The sequence below is a fragment of the Aquabacterium sp. genome, assembly GCF_021768455.1.
Classification (GTDB): Bacteria; Pseudomonadota; Gammaproteobacteria; order Burkholderiales; family Burkholderiaceae_C; genus Aquabacterium.
The window spans coordinates 57,344-82,906 of the sequence record NZ_JAIZVX010000001.1; the positions used below are offsets into that span (position 1 = coordinate 57,344).

General features: G+C 66.0%; 27 protein-coding genes. 12 read left to right on the forward strand and 15 right to left on the reverse strand.

The genetic code is table 11. The features are described from left to right. Positions 1-13 precede the first annotated feature (13 nt). Complete coding sequence (locus QZ994_RS00250) at positions 14-1,027, reverse strand: NADP-dependent oxidoreductase (RefSeq protein ID WP_290866612.1); 1,014 nt, start codon at positions 1,025-1,027, stop codon at positions 14-16. 119 nt (positions 1,028-1,146) lie between these two features. Here QZ994_RS00250 and QZ994_RS00255 point away from each other — a divergent pair, with 119 nt between their 5' ends. From QZ994_RS00255 to QZ994_RS00280, 6 genes are all read left to right on the forward strand, one after another. After that, on the forward strand, positions 1,147-1,599 hold the full coding sequence (locus QZ994_RS00255; RefSeq protein ID WP_290866615.1) for a MaoC family dehydratase: 453 nt from the start codon (positions 1,147-1,149) through the stop codon (positions 1,597-1,599). A gap of 27 nt (positions 1,600-1,626) precedes the next feature. Beyond that, positions 1,627-2,778: an acyl-CoA dehydrogenase family protein gene (locus QZ994_RS00260; RefSeq protein WP_290866619.1), complete on the forward strand. Its 1,152-nt coding sequence runs from the start codon at positions 1,627-1,629 to the stop codon at positions 2,776-2,778. Between the two features lie 61 nt (positions 2,779-2,839). After that, positions 2,840-3,703, forward strand: coding sequence for an SDR family oxidoreductase (locus QZ994_RS00265; RefSeq protein ID WP_290866622.1), 864 nt, complete (start codon positions 2,840-2,842; stop codon positions 3,701-3,703). Positions 3,704-3,709: 6 nt separating this feature from the next. After that, the gene (locus tag QZ994_RS00270) at positions 3,710-4,474 is read left to right on the forward strand and encodes a tyrosine-protein phosphatase (protein WP_290866625.1); all 765 of its coding nucleotides are present in this window, start codon (positions 3,710-3,712) and stop codon (positions 4,472-4,474) included. A gap of 28 nt (positions 4,475-4,502) precedes the next feature. After that, positions 4,503-4,853 (forward strand): hypothetical protein, encoded by a 351-nt coding sequence (locus tag QZ994_RS00275; RefSeq protein ID WP_290866628.1) that lies wholly within the window; start codon positions 4,503-4,505, stop codon positions 4,851-4,853. Positions 4,854-5,138: 285 nt separating this feature from the next. Further along, positions 5,139-6,911 (forward strand): fatty acid desaturase, encoded by a 1,773-nt coding sequence (locus tag QZ994_RS00280; RefSeq protein ID WP_290866632.1) that lies wholly within the window; start codon positions 5,139-5,141, stop codon positions 6,909-6,911. A gap of 59 nt (positions 6,912-6,970) precedes the next feature. Here QZ994_RS00280 and QZ994_RS00285 read toward each other — a convergent pair whose 3' ends face one another. Next, entirely contained in the window at positions 6,971-7,612 is a 642-nt protein-coding gene (locus tag QZ994_RS00285; protein WP_290866635.1) for an NAD(P)-dependent oxidoreductase, read from the reverse strand. Between the two features lie 213 nt (positions 7,613-7,825). Between QZ994_RS00285 and QZ994_RS00290 the strand changes: the two genes are divergently transcribed. Beyond that, positions 7,826-8,269 (forward strand): helix-turn-helix domain-containing protein, encoded by a 444-nt coding sequence (locus tag QZ994_RS00290; protein ID WP_290866638.1) that lies wholly within the window; start codon positions 7,826-7,828, stop codon positions 8,267-8,269. A 67-nt stretch (positions 8,270-8,336) separates the two neighbouring features. Here the strand turns inward: QZ994_RS00290 and aroQ are convergent, their stop codons facing one another. From aroQ to QZ994_RS00320, 6 genes are read right to left on the reverse strand one after another with little or no spacing between them, the layout of a single operon-like run. Further along, entirely contained in the window at positions 8,337-8,777 is a 441-nt protein-coding gene (gene aroQ / locus QZ994_RS00295) for a type II 3-dehydroquinate dehydratase (protein WP_290866640.1), read from the reverse strand. A gap of 14 nt (positions 8,778-8,791) precedes the next feature. Then, complete coding sequence (gene aroE, locus QZ994_RS00300; RefSeq protein WP_290866643.1) at positions 8,792-9,613, reverse strand: shikimate dehydrogenase; 822 nt, start codon at positions 9,611-9,613, stop codon at positions 8,792-8,794. Positions 9,614-9,627: 14 nt separating this feature from the next. After that, entirely contained in the window at positions 9,628-10,857 is a 1,230-nt protein-coding gene (locus QZ994_RS00305; protein ID WP_290866646.1) for a CoA transferase, read from the reverse strand. Then, complete coding sequence (locus QZ994_RS00310) at positions 10,854-11,318, reverse strand: MaoC/PaaZ C-terminal domain-containing protein (protein ID WP_290866649.1); 465 nt, start codon at positions 11,316-11,318, stop codon at positions 10,854-10,856. Before QZ994_RS00310 ends, QZ994_RS00305 begins: the two co-directional genes overlap by 4 nt. Positions 11,319-11,352: 34 nt before the next feature. After that, complete coding sequence (locus QZ994_RS00315; protein ID WP_290866652.1) at positions 11,353-11,736, reverse strand: VOC family protein; 384 nt, start codon at positions 11,734-11,736, stop codon at positions 11,353-11,355. Then, on the reverse strand, positions 11,733-12,680 hold the full coding sequence (locus QZ994_RS00320) for a ketopantoate reductase family protein (RefSeq protein WP_290866655.1): 948 nt from the start codon (positions 12,678-12,680) through the stop codon (positions 11,733-11,735). The genes QZ994_RS00315 and QZ994_RS00320 overlap by 4 nt, the downstream gene beginning before the upstream one ends. A gap of 156 nt (positions 12,681-12,836) precedes the next feature. On the opposite strand from QZ994_RS00320, the gene QZ994_RS00325 reads away from it, so the two are divergent. Then, complete coding sequence (locus QZ994_RS00325) at positions 12,837-13,754, forward strand: LysR family transcriptional regulator (protein WP_290866658.1); 918 nt, start codon at positions 12,837-12,839, stop codon at positions 13,752-13,754. Positions 13,755-13,854: 100 nt separating this feature from the next. Here QZ994_RS00325 and QZ994_RS00330 read toward each other — a convergent pair whose 3' ends face one another. Next, complete coding sequence (locus tag QZ994_RS00330; protein ID WP_290866661.1) at positions 13,855-15,768, reverse strand: subtype B tannase; 1,914 nt, start codon at positions 15,766-15,768, stop codon at positions 13,855-13,857. A 203-nt stretch (positions 15,769-15,971) separates the two neighbouring features. After that, positions 15,972-16,772 carry a 5'-methylthioadenosine/adenosylhomocysteine nucleosidase gene (locus QZ994_RS00335; protein ID WP_290866664.1) on the reverse strand — a complete coding sequence of 267 codons (801 nt, stop codon included), beginning with the start codon at positions 16,770-16,772 and terminating at the stop codon, positions 15,972-15,974. A 370-nt stretch (positions 16,773-17,142) separates the two neighbouring features. Here QZ994_RS00335 and QZ994_RS00340 point away from each other — a divergent pair, with 370 nt between their 5' ends. Genes QZ994_RS00340 through purT form a run of 3 tightly spaced genes read left to right on the forward strand, consistent with a single transcriptional unit; the run spans position 17,143 to position 20,635 of the window. Continuing rightward, a complete protein-coding gene (locus QZ994_RS00340; RefSeq protein ID WP_290866667.1) occupies positions 17,143-18,051 on the forward strand; it encodes a helix-turn-helix domain-containing protein in 909 nt (302 codons plus the stop codon). Further along, on the forward strand, positions 18,044-19,342 hold the full coding sequence (locus tag QZ994_RS00345) for a HAMP domain-containing sensor histidine kinase (RefSeq protein WP_290866670.1): 1,299 nt from the start codon (positions 18,044-18,046) through the stop codon (positions 19,340-19,342). Before QZ994_RS00340 ends, QZ994_RS00345 begins: the two co-directional genes overlap by 8 nt. Positions 19,343-19,384: 42 nt before the next feature. Further along, positions 19,385-20,635 (forward strand): formate-dependent phosphoribosylglycinamide formyltransferase, encoded by a 1,251-nt coding sequence (gene purT / locus QZ994_RS00350; RefSeq protein ID WP_290866673.1) that lies wholly within the window; start codon positions 19,385-19,387, stop codon positions 20,633-20,635. 25 nt (positions 20,636-20,660) lie between these two features. Here the strand turns inward: purT and QZ994_RS00355 are convergent, their stop codons facing one another. Beyond that, positions 20,661-21,440, reverse strand: coding sequence for a Crp/Fnr family transcriptional regulator (locus QZ994_RS00355; protein WP_290866676.1), 780 nt, complete (start codon positions 21,438-21,440; stop codon positions 20,661-20,663). A 148-nt stretch (positions 21,441-21,588) separates the two neighbouring features. On the opposite strand from QZ994_RS00355, the gene QZ994_RS00360 reads away from it, so the two are divergent. Beyond that, on the forward strand, positions 21,589-21,912 hold the full coding sequence (locus QZ994_RS00360) for a HigA family addiction module antitoxin (protein ID WP_290866679.1): 324 nt from the start codon (positions 21,589-21,591) through the stop codon (positions 21,910-21,912). Positions 21,913-21,987: 75 nt separating this feature from the next. On the opposite strand, the gene QZ994_RS00365 is transcribed toward QZ994_RS00360, so the two are convergent. The 4 genes from QZ994_RS00365 to dapB all read right to left on the reverse strand — a co-directional run. Next, on the reverse strand, positions 21,988-23,484 hold the full coding sequence (locus QZ994_RS00365; RefSeq protein ID WP_290866682.1) for an AMP nucleosidase: 1,497 nt from the start codon (positions 23,482-23,484) through the stop codon (positions 21,988-21,990). 163 nt (positions 23,485-23,647) lie between these two features. Next, complete coding sequence (locus QZ994_RS00370) at positions 23,648-24,094, reverse strand: biopolymer transporter ExbD (RefSeq protein ID WP_290866684.1); 447 nt, start codon at positions 24,092-24,094, stop codon at positions 23,648-23,650. 12 nt (positions 24,095-24,106) lie between these two features. Then, positions 24,107-24,769 carry a MotA/TolQ/ExbB proton channel family protein gene (locus QZ994_RS00375; protein WP_290866687.1) on the reverse strand — a complete coding sequence of 221 codons (663 nt, stop codon included), beginning with the start codon at positions 24,767-24,769 and terminating at the stop codon, positions 24,107-24,109. A gap of 22 nt (positions 24,770-24,791) precedes the next feature. Then, the coding region (gene dapB / locus QZ994_RS00380) for a 4-hydroxy-tetrahydrodipicolinate reductase (RefSeq protein ID WP_290866690.1) at positions 24,792-25,563 on the reverse strand (772 nt) is incomplete at its 5' end.

Consider the following 25,563-nt stretch of genomic DNA (forward strand, 5'->3'; position numbering starts at 1 on the left):
TCGTCGCTTCAACTCAAATTGAAGCGATGCGAATCAGGCGCTTGCCCAGGTTGTCGCCACGGTACAGGCTGGCAATGGCGTCTGGCGCGTGCTCGATGCCGTCGAGCACGTCCTCCAGGTACCGCAGCTTGCCTTGCCTCACCCAGCCAGCCAGGTCCACCAAGGCATCGGCAAAGCCATCGCGGTGGTCAAAGATGACGAAGCCTTGCATGCGGGCCCGGTTGATGAGCAGGTGCCGCTCGACCCTGGGGCCCTGAGGCAGCGGATCCCAATTCGAAATGGATGCGGTGCCACACACGACCACGCGCGCACCAGGGCGCAGATGGCGCATCACCGCATCGCTGATGGGGCCGGCGGTGTTGTCGAAATAGATGTCCACGCCCCCCCCGCAGGCTTGCGCCAACTGCTCCGCAAACGCCTCCGATTTGTAGTCCAGCGCGTGGTCATAGCCGAAGGTGTCCAGGCAGAGCTGGCGCTTGCGCTCCCCCCCAGTGATGCCAATGGTGCGGCACCCCATCAGCTTCGCAATCTGCCCCACACAGGAGCCCACCGCGCCAGCGGCCGTCGACACCACGACCGTCTGCCCTGGCTGCGGCTCGCCGATCTTGAGCAGGCCATGGTGTGCCGTGAGCCCATTGATGCCCAGTACACCCAATGCGGTTGACATGGGCAGGTCGCGATCGGTGATGACGCGATCGATGGCCGAAGCCGTCACCACGGCGTAGTCCTGCCAGCCAAACAAGCCCGTGACCCAAGTGCCTTCTGGCCATGCCGGGTCGCTCGACGCATCGACGACGCCAACCGTGAACGAGCGCATGACGCCACCAATGGGCACGGGCTCGCTGTAGTTGCGCACGGCGCTGACCCAGCCGCGCATCGCCGGCTCGACCGACAAGTAGATGTTGCGAACCCTCACCTGGCCGGGCAGCAGCGCGGGCACGGGCGCCGATGAGAGCGAGAAGTTGTCAGCCTGAGGAATGCCTTGAGGGCGAGACTTGAGCAGAACCTGACGGTTGATCAATGACACGGTAGCAGCTCCGACATGAAGAAGTTGAAACGACAAAGGGTAAAGCCTAGACCATGATGGTACGCATGTGTATGATCATGTGCATCATCTTTTTGCGAAGTCGTTCAAGGAAATTCCCTATGGCAGGTCAATGGTTTGAAGCATTCGAAGTCGGCCAGGTGTTCGCGCATGAAATCCGCCGCACCGTGCTGGAGTCCGACAACATGTGGTTCAGCAACGCCACGTGCAACCCCGCAGCCATTCACATCGATGCGGCCTACTGTGAAGGCACCGAGTTTGGCAAGCCGCTCATGAACAGCATCTTTTCGCTGGGTCTGGTCATCGGCCTGTCCGTGCAGGACACCACGTTGGGCACCACCGTGGCCAATCTGGGCATGACCGACGTGCGCTTCGCCCACCCCGTCTTTGCCGGAGACACCCTGCGCTCTCAAACCACCGTCATGGAGGTGCGCGCCAGCAAGTCGCGCCCGAATGCCGGCATCGTGACCTTCCTGCATCAAGGCTTCAACCAACGCGGGCAGGAGGTCGTGACCTGCACGCGACAGGCCTTGATGCTGCGCCGCCCAACGTGATCCAGCGAACCCACTGATGGAACCAACATGGTACTGACCGACGACCAACGCGCACTGCAGGAAACCGCGCGGCGATTCTCTCGCGAGCGCCTGCTGCCCCTCTACCAGAAGCGAGAGCAGGAGGGCGTCCTCGACAGGGCCTTGCTGCGTGAAATGGGCGAACTTGGCCTCCTGGGCGTGGAGTTGCCCGAGGCTCTAGGTGGTCTGGGTCAGGATGCCGTCACCGCCGGCATCATTGCCGAAGAGATTGCCTATGGCGACTTCAACATCAGCCTGCTGCCGGTGGGCATGTCGCTCAACGCGGCCATCCTGATCCGCAACGCGCAGCCCGAGCTGATGCAGCATTGGGTGCCACGCATGATCCGTGGCGAGGCTGTGGTGGCCATCTGCCTGACCGAGCCGCGAGGCGGCTCGGATGCCGCCAACCTGCAACTGCGCGCTCGAAGGGTTGGCGATCACTACGTGCTCAATGGCGAGAAGACGTCCATCACCTTTGCCGACCGGGCCGATGGGTATGTCGTGTTTGCGCGAACCGGCACGCCGGAGTCGGGCGCGCGCGGCGTGACGGCCTTCTTCGTTCCGGCGGACAGCCCGGGCATCCAGCGCACCTGCTTCAATGATGTGGGCAGCGCCATCGCCGGCCGTGGCTCCGTGTTCTTTGACGATGTGCGCGTGCCGCTTGATCACCGACTGGGTGACGAGGGCAAAGGCTTCACCCAGGTGATGCAGGGCTTCGACTACAGCCGCGCGCTCATCGGCCTGCAATGTGTGGGTGCCGCACAGGCATCGCTTGACGAGGCCTTTGCCTATGCCAAGGAGCGCGAAGCATTCGGGCGCCCCATCGGGCAGTTCCAGGGCGTGACCTTTCCGTTGGTGGAAGGCGAATCGCACATCGCTGCCATTCGCCAGCTGGCCTTTCACACACTGGCCTTGCGTGACGCCGGGCAAGCGCATACGGCGGAGGCCGCCATGATCAAGTGGATGGGCCCCAAGACGGCCTTCGACGTGATCCACCAGTGCCTGCTGACCTTTGGTCACTACGGGTGGTCAAAGGACCTGCCGCATCAGCAACGCATGCGCGATGTCATGGGGCTGGAGATTGGCGACGGCACCGCCGGGGTCATGAAGCTGATCATTGCCCGCGAAAAAATCGGCCGCGCGGCGGTGCAATACCTCTGAGGCCTGTGGCGGGATGGCTCTCTTCGCCACGGCGCGTCACCACCATTCAGGAGACAAGAACATGAGCTACCAAAGCGTTTTCGCCCCCAAGCTGTTTGAAGGCCGCACCGTCATCGTCACGGGTGGCGGCAGTGGCATCGGCCGCTGCACAGCCCATGAGCTCGCCTCACTGGGCGCCACGGTGGCCATATGGGGCCGCACCGAAGAAAAGCTGGAAGCGGTGCGGCAGGAAATCGAAGCCGACGGCGGCCGGGTCAGCACACACGTGTGCGACATCCGCGACGAGCCGCAAGTGATCGCCTGCATCGAGGCGGTGCTGGCGCAGCATGGCCGCATCGACGGCCTGGTCAACAACGCCGGCGGCCAATACCGCACCCCCATGGAGACCATTTCAACCAAGGGCTTTGAGGCGGTCGTGCGCAACAACCTCACGGGTGGCTTCATCGTCATGCGGGAGGTCTACACCCGCTGGATGAAAGACAACGGCGGCGCCATGGTGAACATCATCGCCGACATCTGGAATGGCTGGCCGGATTTCGCCCACTCTGCTGCGGCACGCGGGGGCATGCTCACCTTGTCGGAAACCGCCGCCTGCGAATGGGCCGAGTCTGGGGTGCGCGTCAACACGGTCGCCCCGGGTGGCATCGCCTCCAGCGGCTTTGATCGCTACACCCCGGAAGCCAAGGCCAAGATCCTGGAATTCCCGGCAGGGGTGCCGCTGCAGCGCTATGGCACGGAGTCCGAAATCTCCGCGGCCATCGTCTACCTGCTTTCACCCGCGGCGGCCTACATCACGGGCTCGTGCATCCGTGTGGATGGCGGCACGCCCAATGCCCGCAACACCTGGAAGCTCAAGGCCCACCAGCGCAATGCGCCGTTCCAGGGCTTCCACCGTGCCGAACTGCCTGAGCTGCTCAAGCGCTGAAGCAGCATGTCCACGCCCTTGACGGCCGAACGCCGCATCGCACTGCAAGGTGCCATCAACTGCCGTGACCTGGGTGGACTCTGCACCCCTGATGGCCGGCGTGTGCGCCGGGGCATGCTGTTTCGTGCCGACTCGTTGGCCGATCTGTCCGACAGCGACCAGGCGCTGTTGAAGGGCTTGCGACTGCGCCATGTATTTGACCTTCGCCACGAAGATGAGCGTCGCCTGCGCCCCAATCGGCTGCCCGACGATGCCGCGCTGCAGGTGCACGAAATCGGCTTTTATCCCCAGGGTGCACATTCCTTGATGGCGCGGGTGAGGCAGCGCGCCATCGGCAAGGACGAGGCCTGGCAGACGATGTTCGACATGTACCGCCTGATGCCCATTCACCAGGCACCGCATTTCAGTCGGCTGTTGATGCAACTGAGTGGCCCACATGGGCTGCCCGCGCTGATTCATTGCACCAGCGGCAAGGACCGCACGGGCGTTGCCACGGCCATGGTGCTGTCGGCGTTGGGCGTGTCTCACCAGGAGATCCTGAGCGATTACCTGCTGACCAACCGCCATCGGCGCGACCTGAGCTTCATGCTGGGCACCGATGTGGACCCCGAAGTGCTCGATGTGGTCAAGGCGGCCGACGCCCGCTTCCTGCAAGCGGCCCTGGATGTCATGGCCAGCGATGCAGGCGGCACGCAAGGCTTTCTGCGCAACAGGCTTGGCTTGACGCAGGCCACCCAACAGCGTCTGCAAGATCAACTGCTGGAGGCCTGACGGCCCCCTCCCCACCATGCTCACCCCGATGACCCTTGTTCAAATCGCTTTCTCCATGTTGGCCGCCGGCGCTTGTGGTGGCCTGCTCTTCACCCTGCTCATCGCCTTGAAGGTCCGATACCCTCGATGGTTTGGCGCTGCCCACGGGCTGATCGGCCTGTCTGCATTGGGCGTCCTGGGCTATGCCTTGTCACACGTGGCAAGGCCCATTCCCGACACGGCCTTGTGGGCAGTCGGGCTGTTGGGCTCGGCCGGGTGTGGTGGCCTGGTGCTGTTTCGCCTCATGAAGCCCAAGGGCTCACGCTTGGGGCTGGCGCTGCTGCACGGCAGCCTTGCTTTGGCTGGCGTGTACCTCCTCTATCGATTCACCGCTGCGTGACCGCGACTTGTCGTCAGTGAAAGTACCCATGCGCACCATCTGAAAGGATGGCGACCTGCCATACCCCTTCTTTGCATGATGTCTTCTACAGCGACAACGCCGTGCGCTCCGGGAGCGTCCGCCGGTCGATCGCCCACATTCGCCGCCAGCCGACCTGATTCTCATCACCATCGTCCAGCAGCGCGGCCATCTGAAAACAGGAGACTCATCTTGGCCTTGACCAGAAACCTTGATGCGCGGGAAGTACTCAATCAGATCGTCAACGATCCCAGGTACCCCGATGTCATGCACGTGCCGCTCATCTCACCCCAGCAGATCGTGCTGGCCGTGAGCGCGCTGGGCATCTTTGGCTTGGCCACCTACGGTGCCCTCGCGGGCTTCATCCCGGTGTGGGTGGCCATGCTGCTCAACCTCGTGGCGGTCTACCTGTCGTTCACGCCCTTGCACGATGCGTCGCATCGCGCCGTGTCCAGCAGCCCCTTCCTCAACGATGCCATCGGCATCATCACGGGGCAACTGCTTCTGCCGGCCGTCAACATGACGGTCTTTCGGGCCATCCACATGGACCATCACCGCTACACGGGGCAAGAAGGCCGTGACCCGGACACCGCCTTCGTGATGCCGCCCAAGCCCTTTGGCCTGTTCTATCTGATGTTCGCCGACGTCCATTGGGTGCTCTGGTATCTGAAACATGGGCGGCACATCTGGTCACGCAAGGTGGCCATCTACCTCGCGCTCTTGCTCGTGACCATGGTGGCCGTTCACGTCGCCTTCCTCGTCTCGCCCTGGTGGAAGGCCTTCCTGCTTCTTTACGTGATCCCGCAGCGCGTGGGCCTGGGCGTGGTGGCGTACACGTTCGCGCACATCCAGCATCCTGAAGGGCTCACCTGGGACAAGGCCCCCTTCCAGTCCACCATGTACATGCGCGGCCACTCGCCCTTGCGCCGTCTCTTGTTCGGGCAGGAGGAACACATCATCCATCACGTCGTGCCGCACATTCCATGGTTCAAGTACAAGCGTGTGTGGGACCTGGCCAATGGCGTGCTGAAGCGGCAAGAGATCCCCTCACGCAGCTGGTTCGCCGGCCCTGGCGAGATTGCCGTGCCCGGGCCCGACGCTCAGCAGCCGATTCCTGTGAGGGTGACGGCCGTTCACGACGAGGTACCAGGCATCCGTGCCATTGCGCTCCGGACGATCGATGGCCGCGACCTCCCGGCCGATGCGGGCGCGCATGTCGATGTGCACCTGCAGGCCCAGGGCATGGTCCGCCAATACTCCGTGGTGAGCGCCGGGAACGGGCAGATCACGTTGGCAGTGAAGCGCGAAGACCATGGCCGCGGTGGCTCGGTGGCGATGCACGCACTGCGCGTGGGAGACACGCTGGCAATCAGCAAACCGCGCAACAACTTTGTCCTCTATGAAAGCGCCCCGCGGTTTCTGCTGGTGGCTGGGGGCATCGGCATCACCGCCTTGCTGCCAATGGCTCGACGCCTGAAGTCCCTCGGCAAGCCCTTTGCCCTGCATGTCTGTGCACGTGACCAGGCTGCAGTGCCCTTCATGGACGAGTTGCTGCGATGTGGTGCCCACATCCATGTCGACACGCTACCAGGGCGTTCCTCGCTGGACCCCGACGCACTGCTCGCCGAGCATGACGGTGCGACCATGCTCTACCTGTGCGGCCCCCAGGGCTTCATGGCATCGATGCGCGCTGCAGCCGCTCGCCAGGGTTGGGCACCTGCACAGATTCGCGTCGAGAACTTCGGCACCTTGCGACAATCTGGCGAAGAAGATCGGCCTTTCACGGTCGAGCTGGCGCGGTCGGGTCAGCAGATCGCCGTTCGACCAGAGGAGTCGGCCATCGACGCACTGGCGCGGGAGGGGATCGACGTGCCCTTCGCCTGCATGCAGGGCACCTGCGGCACCTGCATCACCTCGGTGACCCACGGTGACATCGATCACCGCGACGCTTACCTTTCAGAAGAAGAGAAGGCTGCAGGAGACAGGATGTGCCTGTGTGTGTCACGTGCTCGCGGCAGCTGCCTGACGATTGACCTGTAGGGCGCATGGCGTCGAGCAGATTCCTCATCGGCACGCATCGCTCGACGCCATCGCCCCCTTCAAGCCCCGTTGCTGACCGCCGGCGATTGGCCAAGCCAGCGCGAATCGCTCAACTGCGCGACCAGGAATTCCGCCAGGCGTTCTCGTGACATCGAGAACAGTTTGATCCTCGGGTCGCCCACATGGGCGGCCACCGCGGGCCGGCTGCAGGGCTTGTCGGACAACATGGGCAGCCTGACGAGCGTCCAGTCCAACCCCGACTCGCGGACCACGGCAGCCGTGGTGACGATTTCTTCATAGGCACTGCCCGCCAGGGCCTTGACCACGTGCATGGCGAGCCAGAAGGGCAGGCTGAAGCGGTCTTTCGCGTCGGGCGCACTGGTGGTGGCCGTGGCGATCAGTCGCCTGACACCGAGGCTGCGCATCGCCTGAACGATGAGCGCCATGCCATCGGCGATGGGCGTGCCGGTCGACTTGCCCCCCGGTCCGAGCAGGCTGATGACGGCATCCTGCCCCGCCACGGCCCGCCGTATCGCAGCGGCATCGGTCAACTCGCCCGCGATCACATGGAGCCCGGGCGCCGTGGGCACCAGCTTGGCGGGACTGCGAGCGTAGGCCGTCACCTCGTGACCTGCCTCCAGCGCCTGGCGCAAGACCCATTGCCCGGTCGGCCCGGTCGCGCCAAAAACCAGCACCTTCACGTTCACGCTCCTCGAACCAGATCGCGCGCACAGCCCAGCCTGAGGCATCCCGCCTGGATGTCGGCCGGAAGGCCTGTGATGGCCCAGCAGATCCGCTTCGCATGCTTCATGACAGGGTTCGCTTTGCCTGGGTTGGTATAAATTGGTAACCTAGGCAATCTTAGGGACGACCTCGCCGTTGCACAAGAAGGCACACGCAGAGCACCAGGGCACATGCAAGTAACCAAGCCTCCCATCGAGCCCCATGAGCTGGAGCGCCGCTTGCGCGAAGGCGGTGGTCATCAGGCACTGGAACACGACTGTCGCCCGGTCGCGGAGATCCTGGTTCGCATTGGCGACAAATGGAGCGTGCTCATTGTGATGCTGCTGGGCAGCGGGCCGAAGCGCTTCAACGAGATCCGGCGACTGGTGAACGGCGTCTCTCAGCGCATGCTGACGCTGACCCTGCGCGCCCTGGAGCGCGATGGCCTGGTCACGCGCACCGTGTTCCCGACCGTCCCGCCGCGTGTGGACTACGCCTTGACGGAACTCGGGCATTCGCTGCGACAGCCCATCAGCGCCCTGGGCGAGTGGGCCTACGCGAACCGGCAGGCCATTGAAGATGCGCGCGAAGCGTTTGATCGCTCGGGCGAATCGCCTACCGGTCAACGGGGATGACGCACCATATGGCCAAGATGCACGCGGCTTGGCACCTCACGAGCACCCACGGCCATGGGCGACTTCGTCACTGCGACGTGACGGCCGAGACGGCCGCGCGCAAGGCCAGCAGATAGCTGTCGACGCCAAAGCCGCAAATCTGGCCCTTGACGATCTCGGCAAACACCGAGTGATGGCGAAACGGCTCACGCGCATGGATGTTGGACATGTGCAGCTCGACCACCGGCACGGTGAGGATGGCCAGCGCATCGCGGATGCCATAGCTGTAGTGCGTCCAGGCGCCTGCGTTGATCAGCACCGCGTCCACCCCGTCCGCATAGGCCTGGTGGATGCGCTCACACATGGCCGCTTCGCTGTTGCTCTGGAAACTACTGACCTCGACACCCAGCTCGCGCCCCAGCGCCTGGAGCCGGCTGTCGATTTCGGCCAGGGTGATGGTTCCGTACTGTGCCGGGTCACGCTTGCCGAACATGTTGTGGTTGATACCGTGCAGCATCAGGATGTTCATGGGGGCCTCCCGCCTCATGCCAAGGGGATGGTCAAGGTGTCGATCACGGCGCGGGTGTCGGGTCGCACGCCGCGCCACCACACAAATGCTTCTGCCGCTTGCTCAACCAGCATGCCCACACCATCGGCCAGACGCTTGACGCCTGCATTGGCGGCCAGGCGCAGGAACGGTGTCAGGCCCTTGCCATAAACCAGCTCGTAAGCGAGGCCATCGGCCGCGAAAACAACCGGCGACAGTGGTGGCAACTCCCCCTTGAGGCTCGCCGATGTCGCGTTGATCACGACATCGAAGGTGGCTTCACCCACCTCGCCATACCCCCCACCGCGCACGGGACCGCGGTCGGCCAGCTGCCGAGCCAGGGTCTGTGCCTTGTCCACGGATCGGTTGGCGATCACCAGCTCCGCAGGCGCGGCCTCCAGCAAAGGCAGCAAGGCGCCACGGGCCGCGCCCCCAGCCCCCAGCAGCAGCACGCGCTTGCCGGCCAGCGACATGCCCAGGTTGCGCTGGATGTCGTTCACCAGGCCGATGCCATCGAAGTTGTCAGCCAGGATGCGCCCGCCCTCGAACTTCAAGGCATTCACGGCACCAGCCAGGTTGGCGCGCTCAGAGCGTTCGTCGGCCAGCTCAAAAGCCTGCAGCTTGAAGGGGGCGGTGACGTTCATGCCGCGGCCCCCACCATCGCGAAAGGCCTGGACCGCGCCAACGAAGCCGTCTAGCGGCCCTTCGATCGCGCTGTAATGCAGCGACTGGTTCGTGGCCTTGGCGAACATGCCATGGATCAACGGTGACTTGGTGTGCCCGATCGGGTTGCCGATCACAGCGTAGCGTTCGGTCATGTGTGTCTTTCGTTTCAGTTCTGCAAGCTTGCGACGGCCTCTTCGGCATACAGCACGCCATCGCGGGCCAGTGCATCGATGTCAGCCTGCGAATAGCCCAGGTCGGCGGCGATGCTGCGGTTGTGCTGCCCCATCAGCGGTGCGGGCGACTTGGGCGTGGTGTCGCAATCAGAGAAGTGGTAGGGCAGATTGGGCAGGCGCACCTTGCCCACCACGGGGTGGTCCTGCTCGATCACCATGTTGCGGGCGATGATCTGCGGGTCTGCCAGCACCTCGTCAATGCGCTGCACCTTGGCGCAAGGGACATCGACGGCATCCAGGGCGGCCAGGCAATCTGCCACGCTCCGCTCGGCGGCCCAGGCACGCACGATGGGCAAGATTTCCATGCGGTGCGCGTTGCGGCCCGCCGCACTGTGAAAGCGCGTGTCGCCAGCCAGCGCCTCGCCACCGACCAGCAGGGCCAGGCGCTTCCAGGCCTCGTCCACCTGCGCCGCAATCACCAGGTCGCCGTCCCTGGCGCTGAAGGCGCCATAGAGCGTGGACTGGGGCAGATCGTGTCCTGCCTTCTCAGGCAACTCGGTGCCGCCCGACAAGGTGTAGGCCTGAACCGCGTATTCATGCATCGAGACCAGGCAGTCATACAGGGCCAGGTCGATGTGCTGCCCCTTGCCGGACTTGACGCGACCCAGCAGCGCAGCGCACACCGCGGCCACACCATTCAGCCCTGTGTACATGTCGCCCAGCGCGATGCGCAGCAGCGGTGGCGCCTCGCCCGGCGTGCCCACCATCTGCATGATGCCGCTCTTGGCTTCGGCAATCAGGCCAAAGCCCGCGCGGTGCGACTCCGGCCCCGTGTGGCCATAAGCCGAGATGGAGCAGTACACCAGTCCTGGGTTGCGCGCAGACAGCGTCTGGTAGCCCAGACCCAGCTTGTCGAGTGCGCCGGGTCGGTAGTTTTCGATGAACACATCGGCCGTGTCGGTGAGCTTGTGCATCATCTCCAGTCCGCGCGGGTCCTTCAGGTTGATGCACAAGCCCTTCTTGCCCATGTTCTGCTGCATGAAGTAGCCGCTCTGGCCATTGATGAAGTAGGCGTGCTGGCGCCCCGCGTCACCCGAGGTGGGACGCTCGACCTTGATCACCTCGGCGCCCAGCGCGGCCAGATTGCGCGACAGGTGCGGCCCAGCCAGAAAGTGGCTGTAATCGATGACGCGGATGCCTTCAAGCGGAAGTGGCTGGCTCATGCGGGTGCTCCTTGCGCCGGACGGCGCGGGATCATCAGACGGTGCTCGCCTTTCTGGACAACCTCGCCATGCTGGTTGACCAGCTCGGATGGCAACACCACGATGCCCCAGCCAGGCTTGCTCTTCGATTCACGCATGCTGCCGACCCGGAACCGGACGTGCACCACATCACCCAGCTTGATGGGGGCCACAAAGCCCCACTCCCAACCCAGAGACATGCCAGGCACGAAGCGGTAGTCGCTGATGGTCTTGAGGCCATCGGCGACCGACAGGCCAAACAGGCCATGCGCCACACGCGTGCCAAACGGTGTGGTGCGCGCATAGGCCTCGTCGGTGTGCACAGGCGTGTGGTCGCCGGTCAGCTCGGCATAGGCCATCACGCGGGCTTCGGTGAACGTGTAAGTCGGGCTGACGCACTCGTCCCCGACCTGGGCGTCATCCCAGTACTTTTCAATGATCATGGTGTCTCCGTATGAGGCACAGGCGTGCCTGTGTTCAGCTGCGTGCGTTGATGGCCAGGATGTCCGACACGGCACGTGCGGGGCTGGCCTGGATCAACTCGACGACCAGGCCATCTGGCAGGCGAAGCCAGTTGCGGCCTTGCGGCATCTCGGTCACGCCAAAGGCCTGGGCTGCAGCCAGCGCTGCCTCCATGTCCTCGCACATCACGCCCAGGTGCCCCAGCCTGCCTTCGGTGTCGTTGAAGTCGGGCTTGGACATGAACTGCATGCCGCCCAGCGTCCAGTACTGAACAGGCTCTTCGATGCTGCCTTGCACTTCACGCATCGTCATGCCCAGCACCTCGTGGAAGAAGCGGATGTGCCAATGGATGTCCTTGACCCAGATGGCCACGTGTTCGATGTAGGCTCGGGTGCTCATGCGCTTGCCTCCGCAGGCTGGTAAGTCAATGCCTTTTCAATGCCCTTGATGCAGCCAACCAGGGCCGCGTTGACGGGTGTGGGCACGCCCAGTTGCTCGCCCCAGCGCACCACCGCGCCATTGATGAAATCGATTTCGGTGAGGGCGCCTTTTTCAAGGCTTTGCAGCATGGAGGCCTTGAAGCTGTCGGGCAGGCCTTGCCCTGCGTGCAGCCAGGCCGCTTCGGGCTCGGCGAAGCTCAGCGTCACGCCACGGGCCCGGGCCACGGCCATGGCTTCGGCCACGGCAGCCAGGGCCGTCGCCTTGACTTCCGGCACGGCATAGAGCCCCCCGTAGGGCAGCCTTGTGATGCCGCTCAAGGCCCCCGTGGCCACATTGACCAGCAGCTTGTCCCACATCGTCCCCATGATGTTGGCGCTGACGGTTGTCTCCAGGCCCGCCCGGTTGAACTCGGCCGCGATGGCCTGCACTCGGGCGGTCACACTGCCATCCAGTTCGCCAATGAAGGTCTGCTTGCCTCGCGTGCCCGAGATGATGCGGCCCGGGGCCAACTGGACGCCGCCCACATAGGTCTTGCCTGCCAGAACACGATGCGCCCCGACGGCGCTGGCCAGAATGTCCTCGTGACCCAGGCCGTTTTGAAGGGACATCACGCAGGTCTCGGCGCCAATCAGGCTGCTTGAGGCCCCGATGGCCGCACGGGTGTCGCCTGATTTGACCAACACGATCAAGAGGTCGACCGGCCCGATCCCTTTTGCCTCCACGGCCGCCTTGACCGCCACGTTGCGCTCGCCGTCGGCCTCCACCAGCGTCAGTCCTTTGGCGTTCATGGCATCGACATTGGCTTGAGAACGCGTCACCAGCCAGACGTCGGAGCCTGCTTGCGTCAGTGCTGCGCCGATGGCGCATCCCAATGCGCCGGCACCCAGAATGCAGATTTTCACGGAACCTCCAGAAAGCTCGAATCGAGGGGGGCAAGACCGTCGAAACGGGCCCCACCAGGGTGTCCGTCACGCCGATGCGCTGACGGTGAACGCAATGTAGGCCGCGATCAAATTAAGCGCAACGCAATGATTGAAATGTGTATATTGCGTACAGCAATGAATCCCGACACCCCCAACCTGCCCGATTTGAAGTTGCTGCAGTTGTTCGACGTCCTGTACAACACGCGAAGCGTGACGCGTGCCGCCGAACAACTGGGCCAGAGCCAGCCGACCGTGAGCATCTGGCTCGCTCACCTGCGCGAGCACCTGCGTGATCCACTGTTTGTGCGGACGGCCAGCGGCATGCAGCCCACGCCACGTGCGGACGCCCTCATCGGCCAGAGCCGCGAAATCCTCGAATCGCTTCGGCGGCTGTCGGCATGGGAGTCAGATTTCGTACCTCGGACGGCACAGCGCCGTTTTCGCATCTGCATGACGGATGCCAGCCATGTGACTTTGCTGCCGCAGCTGCTGACGCACGTGAGGGCGGAGGCGCCTCAGGTCCGACTCGAGGCGGCACGCATTGACGGCCAGACCGCTCAGTCTCTCGCTTCGGGGGAGGCCGATCTGGCGCTGGGGTTTGCACCCTGGCTGGAGTCCGGCATCTACCAGCAGACCTTGTTCCCGCAGGACTGGGTGTGCATCACCAGCCGGTCTCACCCGCGCATTGGCAAGACCTTGACGCTCAAGCGTTACCGCGAGGAAGCACACATTTCCATCGCCTCAGGCACGGGTTACCAATTGCTGGAGTCGGCGCTGCAACAGCATCGCATCCAGCGCCGCGTGCAACTCGAGCTGCCAGGCTTCCTGGGCCTGGCGCCCGTCGTGTCCAACACCGACCTCATCGCCACGCTGCCGCGACACATCGGCGAGACCCTGGCGCACATGGGTAACCTGGCGGTCCATCCCTGCCCGCTGGATGTGCCTTCGTTCGACGTCAAACAGCATTGGCACGCCCGTTATCACCAGGATGCAGGCAACCGCTGGCTCCGCGGCCTGATCGCCAAGCTCTTCATGGGCCGCGCGGTCCGTTGACGGCGCACCATCCCGCACGAACCCGCACCCTGGCTGCGTGTGCCGCCAGGCAAGGCTCTTGCGCGGCGAGCCCAGCCCGCCGCGGTCAGGCAGCCCCGTCTCAATCCCCTGCCGCCAAGCGGGCATCGATCCAGCTGAACGCGTCCTGCACGTCATAGTTGCCGGCGTGCCCCTGGTCCCAATGGAGGGCAAAGTCCACATCCTTGACCTTGCTGTCGGCCTTCAGCGCGCGGCTGATGTTGTAGGCCACGGTGAAGGAGGTGTCGCGGTCGCGCGCGCCATTGCGGATGCGCCAGTGTCGGGTGATCGCATCGGTCTTGCCCACATAGGCCAGTGCGTTGATCATCTTGTACTGGTTCAAGAGGAAGGCCTTCTGGGGCGCAGCGTCCCAGGTGTAGCCGGTGTTCAGCAGACCCACATCGCTTTGTGCGGCGTTGATCGCATCGCCACCGTTGTTGTGATTCCATCCGAACTCGGTGAAGTTGGAATAGACCTGTGCCGCCGTGCCGAAGAGGTTCGACTCCCCGCCCCCGTAGTTGCCGTAAATGATGGCGCCGGCCTGGGTGGTGTCGGAGGTGGCCGTGGCCGCCAGCGCCGAGGTGATGCCCACCTGGTCAAAGCCCGGCGCTGCCTTGAGTCGCGATTGCGTGGCCACGAACTTCAGGTACTTCGACATGTTGAAGGCATTGACCGTGCCGCTGGCGTCCACGTCGATGAAATCGTTCAGGTAGTACAGCGTGCCACTGCCCCCATTGCGGCCGTTCGCCGCCGCGGAGCCGTGGCTGTTGTAGGCCACAAAGGTCTTGCCGGCCTTCACGTAGGTGCTCGCCGCCTTCTTGATTTCGGTCTGCAAGGCCGCCAGCATGTTGTCTGTGGTGAGCGCCGAGCCATCGTCGTTCTTCAGGCCCAGGCTGGCCTGGTAGCTCACGAACTTGGCCATCAGTTCCTGGCTGGCTTGCGGGTCCGAATTCGAAGCGCGCACCAGTTCGTTGCCGCTGGCATCGACGATCAGGCCCGCCTTCTGGTCGGCAGAGACCAGCGCACGGGTGTCCAGCACGTTGTACATCCACTCATAGGCCAGGTCGGCACTGCCCAGGTCCTGGATGGGGCAATAGGCCACCACGGCATAGACGCTGTCGCTGATGGAGCTCAGGCCATTTGCATCGACGCCCGCCGCACCGAAGGCCTTCAGGTACGGCAGGTAGTCGGCATGGTCACCGGTGGCCCCGAGCTGCGTCACCTGGGCGCCCCCACCGCTGGTGCCGTTGACCACGATGCGGCGGGCGTTGCCGAACATGACGCCGTCGTTCAGACGCAGGTAGCGCACGGCGGCCTTGGCGTCCACGATGGCGGCGGGCGCCTTGCCCTGGTAGATGCCATCGTCGTAGACGCCGGCCGGGGCCACCGCACCGCGGCTGCGCGAGGCCATGTTGATGTAGACCATGCCCCGGGCCAGCGCGGCGCCCACCTTGTTGCTGTCGCTGGTGCTGACATAGGTGCCACCGTCGACGATGTCGGCGCCAGCGTAGTTGCTGCCGGTGATGGCATCGGTGCCGTTCCAGCCCCCCTTGCCGCCCTGGTAACTGGCCATCCAGCCTGCGTTGTTCACGTTGAGCAAGATGGCGTTGTCCTGCTTGGCCGCGTCCACCTCGCGCACGAAGATGTTCAGGTTCTGGTAGCCGCAGGTCTGGTTGTCCACCGCCCCGGCGGGTTGCGTGGGAGCCAGTTGCATGGGCTTGCCCACGTAGCAGACTTCGCGGTACCAGCGCACGGGCGTGGCCACGCCATCCAGCGTGACGGTGATGGTCTTGTAGTTGCTCGGGTCAAAGGCCAGCTGGGCGTCGTACACGCCTGCGGCCGCGGTCGAGGTGGTTGTGCTCGTGCCGGTGCTGGCGGTGGTCGCCGTGGCGGCATCGCTGCCGCCTCCGCAGGCACTGAGCAGACCACCGAGCGATGTGGCCGTGAGGGTCGCAATGGCCGCGGCCACCGCACGACGCGGGAAAGATTGAAGCATGCATGTCTCCTGTTCGATGTGGATGGACTCGAAAACGGGCCCCTTGGGTGGGGCCTCTTCTGTCTGTGACGGGCATCACAGAGAGTCAGGCGACTGTAGGTTTTCGCCTCATCGATCAGCAGATGGCGCGGCGGGACGCGCGATCACGGCAGGCTATCGTGGTTTGTCTGAGGGGCGCCCGGTTGCACCGGGCTGGCCGCGCCTCAGATCAGCGGCAGCAAGGCCCCCAGCATGGCCACCGCATAGGGGCTGGCCACGGCCTCGAGGAAGCGGGGGAAATCCAGGTGGGCGGTGTCGTCGGCACGGTCGGAGATGGTGCGCAGCACCGTGACCGGCACCCCGAAATCGTGGCAGACCTGGGCCACCGCCGCGCCCTCCATTTCGACGGCCAGCGCGTCAGGCAAGGCCCCTCGCAAGGCCGCACAGGCGCGCGCCGAAGACAGGAACTGGTCGCCGCTGATCACCAGGCCACGGTGCACCACCGGCTGCCCCAAACCCAGGCTGGCGAGCTGTTCCATCAGCGCAGGCTGGCGGGCCGCCAGGGTCTCGGGGGCCAATGCCTCGCGCAGGCTGCGGCACACGGTGTCGACCAGGGCCCGCGGAGGATGCAGGCGGCTGATGTCGGTGCCTGGCAGCTCGAAGCGCGGGAACAGGGGGGACGCGTCCATGTCGTGCTGCAGCAGGGCATCGGCGACCACCACATCGCCCACCTTGACGCCCTCACCCAGGCCACCAGCCACGCCGGTGAACACGATCTGGGTCACGCCGAACTCGGCCAGCAGCAGTGTGGCGGTGGTGGCCGCCGCCACCTTGCCGATGCGCGACAGCACCGCCACCACCTCGCGGCCATGCAGGTGCCCTACCCAGAAATCGCGGCCGGCCCGCGTCACACGGGCCTCATCGGGCATGGCTGCGAGCACGGCAAACAGCTCGGCCGGCATGGCGGCCATGATGCCGATGCGACCTGGGGAAGCAGACAGGGGTGGGCGGAAATCAGAGGACATGGGACAACAGGGGATCACGAAGCCAGCTTGCACACCCTCGCATCATGCCGCGGCCCATGAAAAAACCACCCCGCAGGGTGGTTTGGAAAAGCCTTTCGGCACCGAGCGTGGCCTTGATCCTTGACAGGAGGGCCCGCTCGCCAGCCCCTTGCGGGGTTGGTGAATTGGATGAATGTCCCTGAGCGGCGCCATGTTGTGAATGAATGTCCAGCGCACCTGCGCAGTATATGTGCCATATTTGCTCAAACGCTCATTTTTGACGCAATTCACCAAATCCCGCCATCCCCCTGAGGCGACTGCAAACCGTCCGATAATCGCAAAACACCCTCGCACGACCCCTTTTCTGCGCGCCGCCCTCCACTTCTCCCCCATGGCCCGACTGGATCCCCTTGAAGACAGCAGCCCGTTGGGGGCCGATGCCCCCTCGCCCACAGCACGAGCGCTGACCGACCTCATGGGACGCCACGGCGTTCCCCTGCGACACCAGGCTGCCCAGATCGCGCAAATATGCGCGATTTCCATCAGCCAGGCCCGGCGCAAGCTCCGCGGGGCCGTGTGGCTGTTCGACGAGGTCCAGACCGTCTGCCGGCACTTCGGGGTCAGCCTGGGCGAGGTGTTCGGGCCAGGCGAACACCAGGGCGCGAGCGCCGAGCCTCCCCGTGCCTTGCACCACCCGGCGCGCTTGCGCAGCGAAGACCAGACCCTGCCCTGCGACATCCGCCTCGGCCCCCTCGAGGCCCCGGGCGCCTCGTCGTTGCAGGCGGTCTACGGGCCCGAAGGCTGGCTGGTCGCCACCCCCAACCGTTTGGACCGTGATGGCGTGACGGGCGCACGCTATGGCGTCGACCACCTGCAACTCAGCGCCCCAGACCAGCCCGAACGCGCCCGCATCGCCGTGGTCGACGACGACGCCGACGCGGCCGAAGCCCTCAGCGACTGGTTCAACGAGTCCGGCTACCGCGCCCAGGCCTACACCAGCCCGGCCCAGTTGCTGTCCGCCCCGCTCGACCAGCACGACGCCTACGTGGTCGACCTGATCCTAGCCGGCGGGCAGACCTCGCAGGCCCTGGTCGAGCGCATCCGCCGCGAACAGCCCGACGCCCCCATCGTGCTGCTCACCGGCCAGCTGCGCGATGGCCGCGCCTCCGAAGCCACGCTGACCACCCTGCTGCGCACGCAGGGCGTCACCTTCTTCGAAAAGCCCGTGCGCCCTGCCGTGCTGACCGCCGCCATCCAGAGCAAGCTCGACCGCCTGTCATCCCCCGACACGCATGGCTGAAGGCGGCACGCCCCCTCGCCCCGACACCGACCTGCTGGCCGCCCGGCTGCTGGCCCGCGTCTGCGGCGTGGTGGCCGTGGGCGCCCTGTTCGCCTGGTACCACGATGGCCAGGCCGGCTGGAACACCCCCTGGGACCGCTACGCCGCCATCACCATGTCCGGCGTCTATGCCGTGGCCAGCCTGCTGCTGTGGCGCCGCCCCCTGTGGCTGAACACGGTCACCGCCGTGGCGCTGGGCATCACGGCCGTCTTCTTCCTGGGCACGCTCCACGAGGCCGCCCGCATCGAGTCGGCCGTGGGCCTGTACTCCATGGCCTCGAACGCCCAGTTCATGCCCCTGGTCTACGTGACGGCCTTCGTGGCCATGCGCAGCGGCGCCGCCCTGCTGAGCTGGGGCATGTACGCCGGCGTGCTGGCGCTGTACGGCTGGCTCTACGGCGTGCGCGGCCTGCCGCCCGACACCCCCTTCCGCGCCATGAGCAGCCACGTCTGGGCCGTGCTGCTGTTTGTGCACCCGGCCTGCATCCTGGCCCTGCAGTACATCGCCACCCTCAAGGGCCGCCTGCACCGCGCCGAGAGCGAGGCCCAGCAAGGCAAAGAGCGTTTCCTGGCCATGCTCTCGCACGAAATCCGAACGCCACTGCAGGCCATGCTGGGCTCCATCGAACTGCTGGCGCTCAAGGTGCAGGGCGGCCCGGAGCAACGCGCCGTCGATCGCCTGCGCCGGGCCGCCGCCCAGCTCGACACCCACCTGCGCGACGTCACCGAGTACACACGGCTCGACAGCCCCGGCTGGCGCCTGCACAACGAGGTGATCGACCTGGTCGCCCTCGTCGAAGAGGTGGCCGAACAGCTGCGCCCCCAGGCCGAGCGCCAGGGCCTGGCCCTGCACCACCGCGTGGCTCCGGCGGACGAGGCCCTGCTGCGCCAGGTCGAGCTCGACCCCACCCGCGTGCGCCAGATCCTGCTCAACCTGCTGGGCAATGCCCTCAAGTACACGCTGACCGGCGAGGTCATCCTCAAGGCCAGCCGCCTGGCTGGCCCACCCGACCGCCTCTGCCTGGAAGTGATCGACACCGGCATCGGCATCCCGCCCGAAGAGCTGACGCGCATCTTCGAGCCCTACATCCGACTGGAAGACGAGCGCGTGCAGCGCGCCAGCGGCTCCGGCCTGGGCCTGGCCGTGGTGCAACGGCTCACCGCACGCCTGGGCGGCGAGGTCAGCGTGCACAGCACCCTCGACCTCGGCTCGCGCTTTGCCGTGATCCTGCCGCTGGTGGCGCGACAATAGCGGCTGTCTTCACCCTCGCCGCCGCGGCGGCCAGCCCCAGCCATGAGCACGCCCGTCCAGACCCTGACCCTCGGTACCCCCCTGTCGCCCTCGGCCGCCCGCGTGATGCTGCTGGGCTCGGGCGAACTCGGCAAGGAGGTGCTGATCGCGCTGCAGCGCCTGGGCGTCGAGACCATCGCCGTCGACCGCTACGAGAACGCACCCGGCCAGCAGGTCGCCCACCACGCTCGCACCATCACCATGAGCGACGCGGCCCAGCTGCGCACCCTGATCGAGGCCGAGCGCCCGCAGCTGGTCGTGCCCGAGATCGAGGCCATCGCCACCGCCGAGCTGGAAAAGCTCGAAGCCGAAGGCGTGGTGCGCGTCATCCCCACGGCCCGGGCTGCCCGCCTCACCATGGACCGCGAAGGCATCCGCCGCCTGGCCGCCGAAACCCTGGCCCTGCCCACCAGCCCCTACCGCTTCTGCAATTCGCTGGCTGAGCTGCAGGCCGCCATCGACGGCACCGACGGCCTGGGTGCTGCCATCGGCTACCCCTGCGTCGTCAAGCCCGTCATGAGCTCGTCCGGCAAGGGTCAAAGCAAGATCGATGGCCCCGCCGACGTGCAAAAGGCGTGGGAGTACGCGATGGCCGGTGGCCGCGTCAGCCACGGCCGCGTCATCGTCGAAGGCTTCATCGACTTCGACTACGAAATCACCCTGCTGACCGTGCGCGCACGTGGCCAGGGCGCCGAAGCCGGTCAGATCGCCACCGCCTACTGCGAGCCCATTGGCCACAAGCAGGTCAGCGGCGACTACGTCGAAAGCTGGCAGCCCCAACCCATGAGCCCCCTGGCCCTGGAGCGCGCCCAGACCATTGCCCGCACCGTGACCGACAACCTAGGCGGCCAGGGCCTCTTCGGCGTCGAGCTCTTTGTGAAGGGCGACATGGTCTGGTTCAGCGAGGTCAGCCCGCGCCCGCACGACACCGGCCTGGTCACGCTCAGCACCCAGGTGCAAAGCGAGTTCGAACTGCACGCCCGCGCCATCCTGGGCCTGCCCGTGGACACCAGCCTGCGCGCACCGGGCGCGTCGGCCGTGATCTACGGCGGCGTCGACGCGCAAGACGTGGTCTTTGACGGCGTGGCCGAAGCCCTGAGCGAACCCGGCACCGACATCCGCCTCTTCGGCAAGCCCGAAAGCTTCGTCAAGCGCCGCCTGGGCGTGGCCCTGGCCACCGCCCCCGACGTGGACACCGCCCGTGCCAAGGCCCTGGCCGCGGCAGCCAAGGTCAAGCCCCGCGTGCGCGGCTGATCGCCTTGCGATCCGACAGATCGGATCAGGCGACCGCTTCGCCCGCCTTGGGCGGACGCGGCGGCAGCAGCACCCCCACCAGCGCCGGGTCGATGCGGCCCGCACGCTGGACCAGGGCCCCCATGTCGAGGATCTCGATCTCGGCATAGTGCAAGGCCAGCACCTGGTCACGCGCCATGGCGCGCAAGGCCTTGTTCACCGTCTGGCGGGACACGCCCATCATGCGGGCCAGGTACTCCTGCGGCAGGCGCACATGGCGACGCGGCGCGCCCTGGGTGGCCTGGCCGAAGTTCGTCACCGAAAACAGCAAGCGTCGCGCCAGCACCTGCTCCACCGGCAGGGTCGCGTTGTCCTCCATGGCCGAGAGCATCAGGCGCAGCTTGCCGCAGCCCAGGCGGGCCACGTCGCGCCAGCAGGCGGGGTGCTCGTCCAGCCAGGGCTCGATCTGCGCGCGCGACACCACCAACACCGTGCTGTCCATGTCGGCCACGGCGTCCTGGCTGCGGGGCAGGCGGTCGATCAGGCTGATTTCGCCAAACCAGTGATAGGGCTCCACATAGAGGGTGAGACGGTGGCTGCCGTCGACCGGGCTGGTCGAGCCCAGCTTCAATGCCCCGGCCACCACGCAGCACAGGCCATCGTGCGCATCGCCGCGCGAGAACAGGGTCTCGCCCGCCTTGATCTGCCACAGGCGCGAGCGCTCGACCAGGGCCAGCTGGAAGGCCTCCGGGCAGCTGGCGAACCACAGGTGCGTGCGCAAGGCGGGCAACAGGCTGGCCGGCGTGGGGCTGGATCGATGCGGCATGGACGTCGTCAACCGGTAAACGGTGGCACCTTGGCGCCACAATCCCCCGAAATGGTTAGATGGATCGCGTGTAATTGTCGTCGGATTGACAATCTTCGGGCGGCAAAGCACATACGATCATTGCAGTATCTTTGAAAAGCCCAGGACCATGACCACCTCTCAAGCTGTGCACCCCGGCGCCATCCTGCGCGCCAAATTCATGGACCCCCATGGCCTGTCGGCCAGCGGTCTTGCCATCCGCCTGCACGTGCCCGCGCCGCGTGTGAACGACATCGTTCGCGAACGTCGTGGCATCAGCCCGGATTCCGCGCTGCGCCTGGCCCGCTTCTTCGGCACCACGCCGCAATACTGGATGGACCTGCAGACCGCCTTCGACCTGAAAGTGGCCGAGCAGCTGGCCGGTGAACAGGTGCGCCGCGAAGTGGCCCCCATCCAGGAAGCACTGGACCGCGCCGCCCTCGCCGCCGCCTGATCCCGCTTTCTGCCCCACCCCCACGCCACCTACCCGAAAGGGTGAGGTGGCGTGTTCGTTTCCGGGCACCGCGCCTTACTGGAAGGCCACCTCGGCAAAGCTGCGCAGCTTGCGGCTGTGCAGCTGGCCGGCCATGTTGGCCCGCAGTCGCTCGATGGCCCGCAACCCGATGCGCAGGTGCTGATCAACCCGCTCGCGGTAGAAGGTGTTGGCCATGCCGGGCAGCTTGAGCTCGCCGTGCAGGGGCTTGTCGCTCACGCACAGCAAGGTGCCGTAGGGCACGCGGAAGCGGAAGCCGTTGGCAGCAATCGTGGCGCTTTCCATGTCCAGCGCCACGGCACGGCTCTGGCTGAAACGGCGCTCGGGCTCGCGCTGGGGCAGGAGCTCCCAGTTGCGGTTGTCGGTCGAGGCCACCGTGCCGGTGCGCATGATGCGCTTGAGCTCGTAGCCATGCAGCTGGGTCACATCGGCCACCGCCCCTTCCAGCGCCAGCTGGATTTCAGCCAGCGGCGGGATCGGCACCCACAGCGGCAGGTCTTCGTCCAGCACATGGTCTTCGCGCACATAGCCGTGGGCCAGCACGTAGTCGCCCAGCTGCTGGGAGTTGCGCAGGCCGGCGCAGTGGCCCAGCATGATCCAGGCATGGGGGCGCAGCACCGCGATGTGGTCGGTGATGGTCTTGGCATTGGCCGGGCCCACCCCGATGTTGACCATGGTGATGCCACTGCGGTCCTTGCGGATCAGGTGGTAGGCCGGCATCTGCGGCAGGCGCGGCGGCACGGCGCCCAGGGCATCGCCCACCTCCACCTCCTGGCCCACACGGCGTGTCACCACATTGCCCGGCTCGACGAAGGCGATGCAGTCGTCGTCGTCACGCGGGTGGGCCGGATCGGGCGCGCGGCGCATCAGCTCATGGCCCATGCGCACGAACTCGTCGATGTAGAACTGGTAATTGGTGAAGAGCACGAAGTTCTGGAAGTGCTCGGGCGAGGTGCCGGTGTAGTGGCGCAGGCGGTGCAGCGAGTAATCGACCCGGGGCGCCGTGAACAGGGCCAGCGGGCGCGAGCCGCCACGCGTCTCGTAGGTGCCGTTGGCGATGCCGTCGTCCATCGAGGCCAGGTCGGGCAGGTCGAACTGGTCGCGCAGCAGCAGGCGGCGCTCGGGGCTCAGGCTGCCTTCCAGGTGCTGGTGCTCGCCCAGGCTGAAGTGGATGGGGATGGGGTCGGAACCCAGGCCCACCTCCAGCGCCACGCCGTGGTTGGCCAGCAGGAGCTGGAACTGCTCGCGGTAGTAGTCGGCGTAGAGGTCAGGGCGGGTCAGCGTGGTTTCGTAGGTGCCGGGGCCCGCCACAAAACCGTAGGACAGCCGTGAATCGGCTCGCGCCACGGTGTCGGTGTGCACGCGCACAAAGGGGTACTTGGCACGCACGTGGTGCTTGAGCTGGTCGCCGGCCACGAAGCGCTGCAGGCTGTCACGCAGGTAGCTGATCTGCGAATCGTAGAGCTGCGTGACGTGCTTGAGGGCGGCGTCGGCCTTGTCGAATCGCTGGGTGGGGAACTTGGGGGCTGCCATCGAGGGTCCTTGCCAACAGTCAACGTGAAGACCATTGTGCGCGCCCTCCATGACCGCCAGCCTCGGAAAAGACCACCCACCGTGGGGCTGTCGCCGCGCGCCGACACTCGGCCGCCAACCGGCTCACCGCAGGCTCAGGCAGGCCCGTTCATGCCCCATGATCTCAAGGCTGTGGGGCGGGTGCGGGGGCCTCTCCGGCCCCTTCCGTCACGAAGGCGATGCGGTTCAGGCCGGCCTTCTGCAGCAGGCCGATGAGCTCGGCCACCTTGCCGTAGGCCACCACCTTGTCGGCACGCAGTTGCACCTCGGTCTGGGGCTTGGCCTTGGCCTGGGCCAGGGCACGCTGGGCCAGGGCCTCAGGCGAAACGATCTGGTCGTCCAGGTGCAGCAGGCCATCGGCCGTGATGGCCACGGCCAGGCTGTCGGGCACCGGCTGCGAGGGCTGGGCCGCATCGGCCTTGGGCAGGTCGAGCTTGAGGCGCGAGGTCATCATGGGCGCCGTGATCATGAAGATGATCAGCAGCACCAGCATCACGTCGATGAGCGGCGTCATGTTGATCTCGCTCATGGGCTGGCTGCCCTGGGGGCGCTGCAGGCGACCGAATGCCATGGCGTGCGGCCTTCAGCGCCCCGAACGGGCGAGACGGGCCAGCAGGGTTTCGCGCAGGTCGTGCGCGAAGCCTTCGAGGTCGGCTTCGCAGGCCGAGACGTACTTGCCGAACACGTTGTAGGCCAGCACGGCCGGAATGGCCACGGCCAACCCGGCTGCGGTCATGATCAACGCTTCGCCCACCGGGCCCGCCACCTTGTCGATGCTGACCGAGCCTTCGGCGCTGATGCTGAGCATGGCGTGGTAGATGCCCCAGACGGTGCCGAACAGGCCCACGAAGGGCGACACGGCCCCCACAGACGCGAGCAGCACCTGGCCGGCCTGAAGGCGGGCCAGCACACCGTGCAGGCTGTCGCGCAGGCGGCGGGTCAACTGGGCTTCGGCACCGGCCTGGCCCTCGAGCGTGGCGGCCGAAACCTCGGACCGGGCGGCATCGACCAGGGGCAGCAGCACGGCTTCGCGGTCGATCGCCGCCAGCGTGGCGCGGCCCTGGTCCAGGTCAGGCGCCTGCCAGAAGGCCTTCGCCCCGTGGGCCAGGTCGCGGCGGGCACGGGCCAGGAGCCAGCCCTTCCAGAAGATCACGACCCAGGCCCCGATGGACATCAGCAAGAGCATGATGGCCACGGCTCGCCCGATGGCATCGCCCTGTTCCCAGAAGTGCGTCCAGCCGCTCATCGTGCCTGCCCTGCCCTTTTGCTCACTTCAGGCCCAGCACGTCATCCATGCCGAAGAGGCCATGGGGCTGGTTGGCCAGGAAGCGGGCGGCACGCAGGCTGCCCTGGGCATAGGTGGCGCGGCTGGAGGACTTGTGCGTGATCTCGATGCGCTCGCCGATGCCGGCAAACAGCACGGTGTGGTCGCCCACCACGTCGCCACCACGGATGGTGGCAAAGCCGATGGTGGAGGGATCGCGTTCGCCGGTCACGCCTTCGCGGCCGTAGACGGCGCATTCCTTGAGGTCGCGGCCCACGGCCTCGGCCACCACCTCGCCCATCTTCAGGGCCGTGCCGCTGGGGGCGTCGACCTTGTGGCGGTGGTGGGCCTCGATGATCTCGATGTCGTAGCCTTCCTTGAGCGCCTTGGCCGCCTGGGCCAGCAGCTTGAAGACCACGTTGACGCCCACGGCCATGTTCGGCGCCATCACGATGGCGATGTCGCGGGCGGCGTCTTCGATCTCGGCCTTCTGCGCATCGGTGAAACCGGTGGTGCCGATGATGGCCTTCACGCCCAGCTCGCGGCACACGCGCAGGTGGGCCAGCGTGCCCTCGGGACGGGTGAAGTCGATCAGGAAGCGGGCGTTCTTCAGGCCCTCGTGCAGGTCGGACGTGATGGTCACGCCGCTGGTCTGGCCCAGGAAGGCGGTGGCATCGCTGCCGATGGCCGGGCTGCCGGCCACGTCAAGGGCGCCAGCCAGGTGGGCATCGGGCGAGGCCTGCACGGCCTCGATCAGCATGCGGCCCATGCGGCCG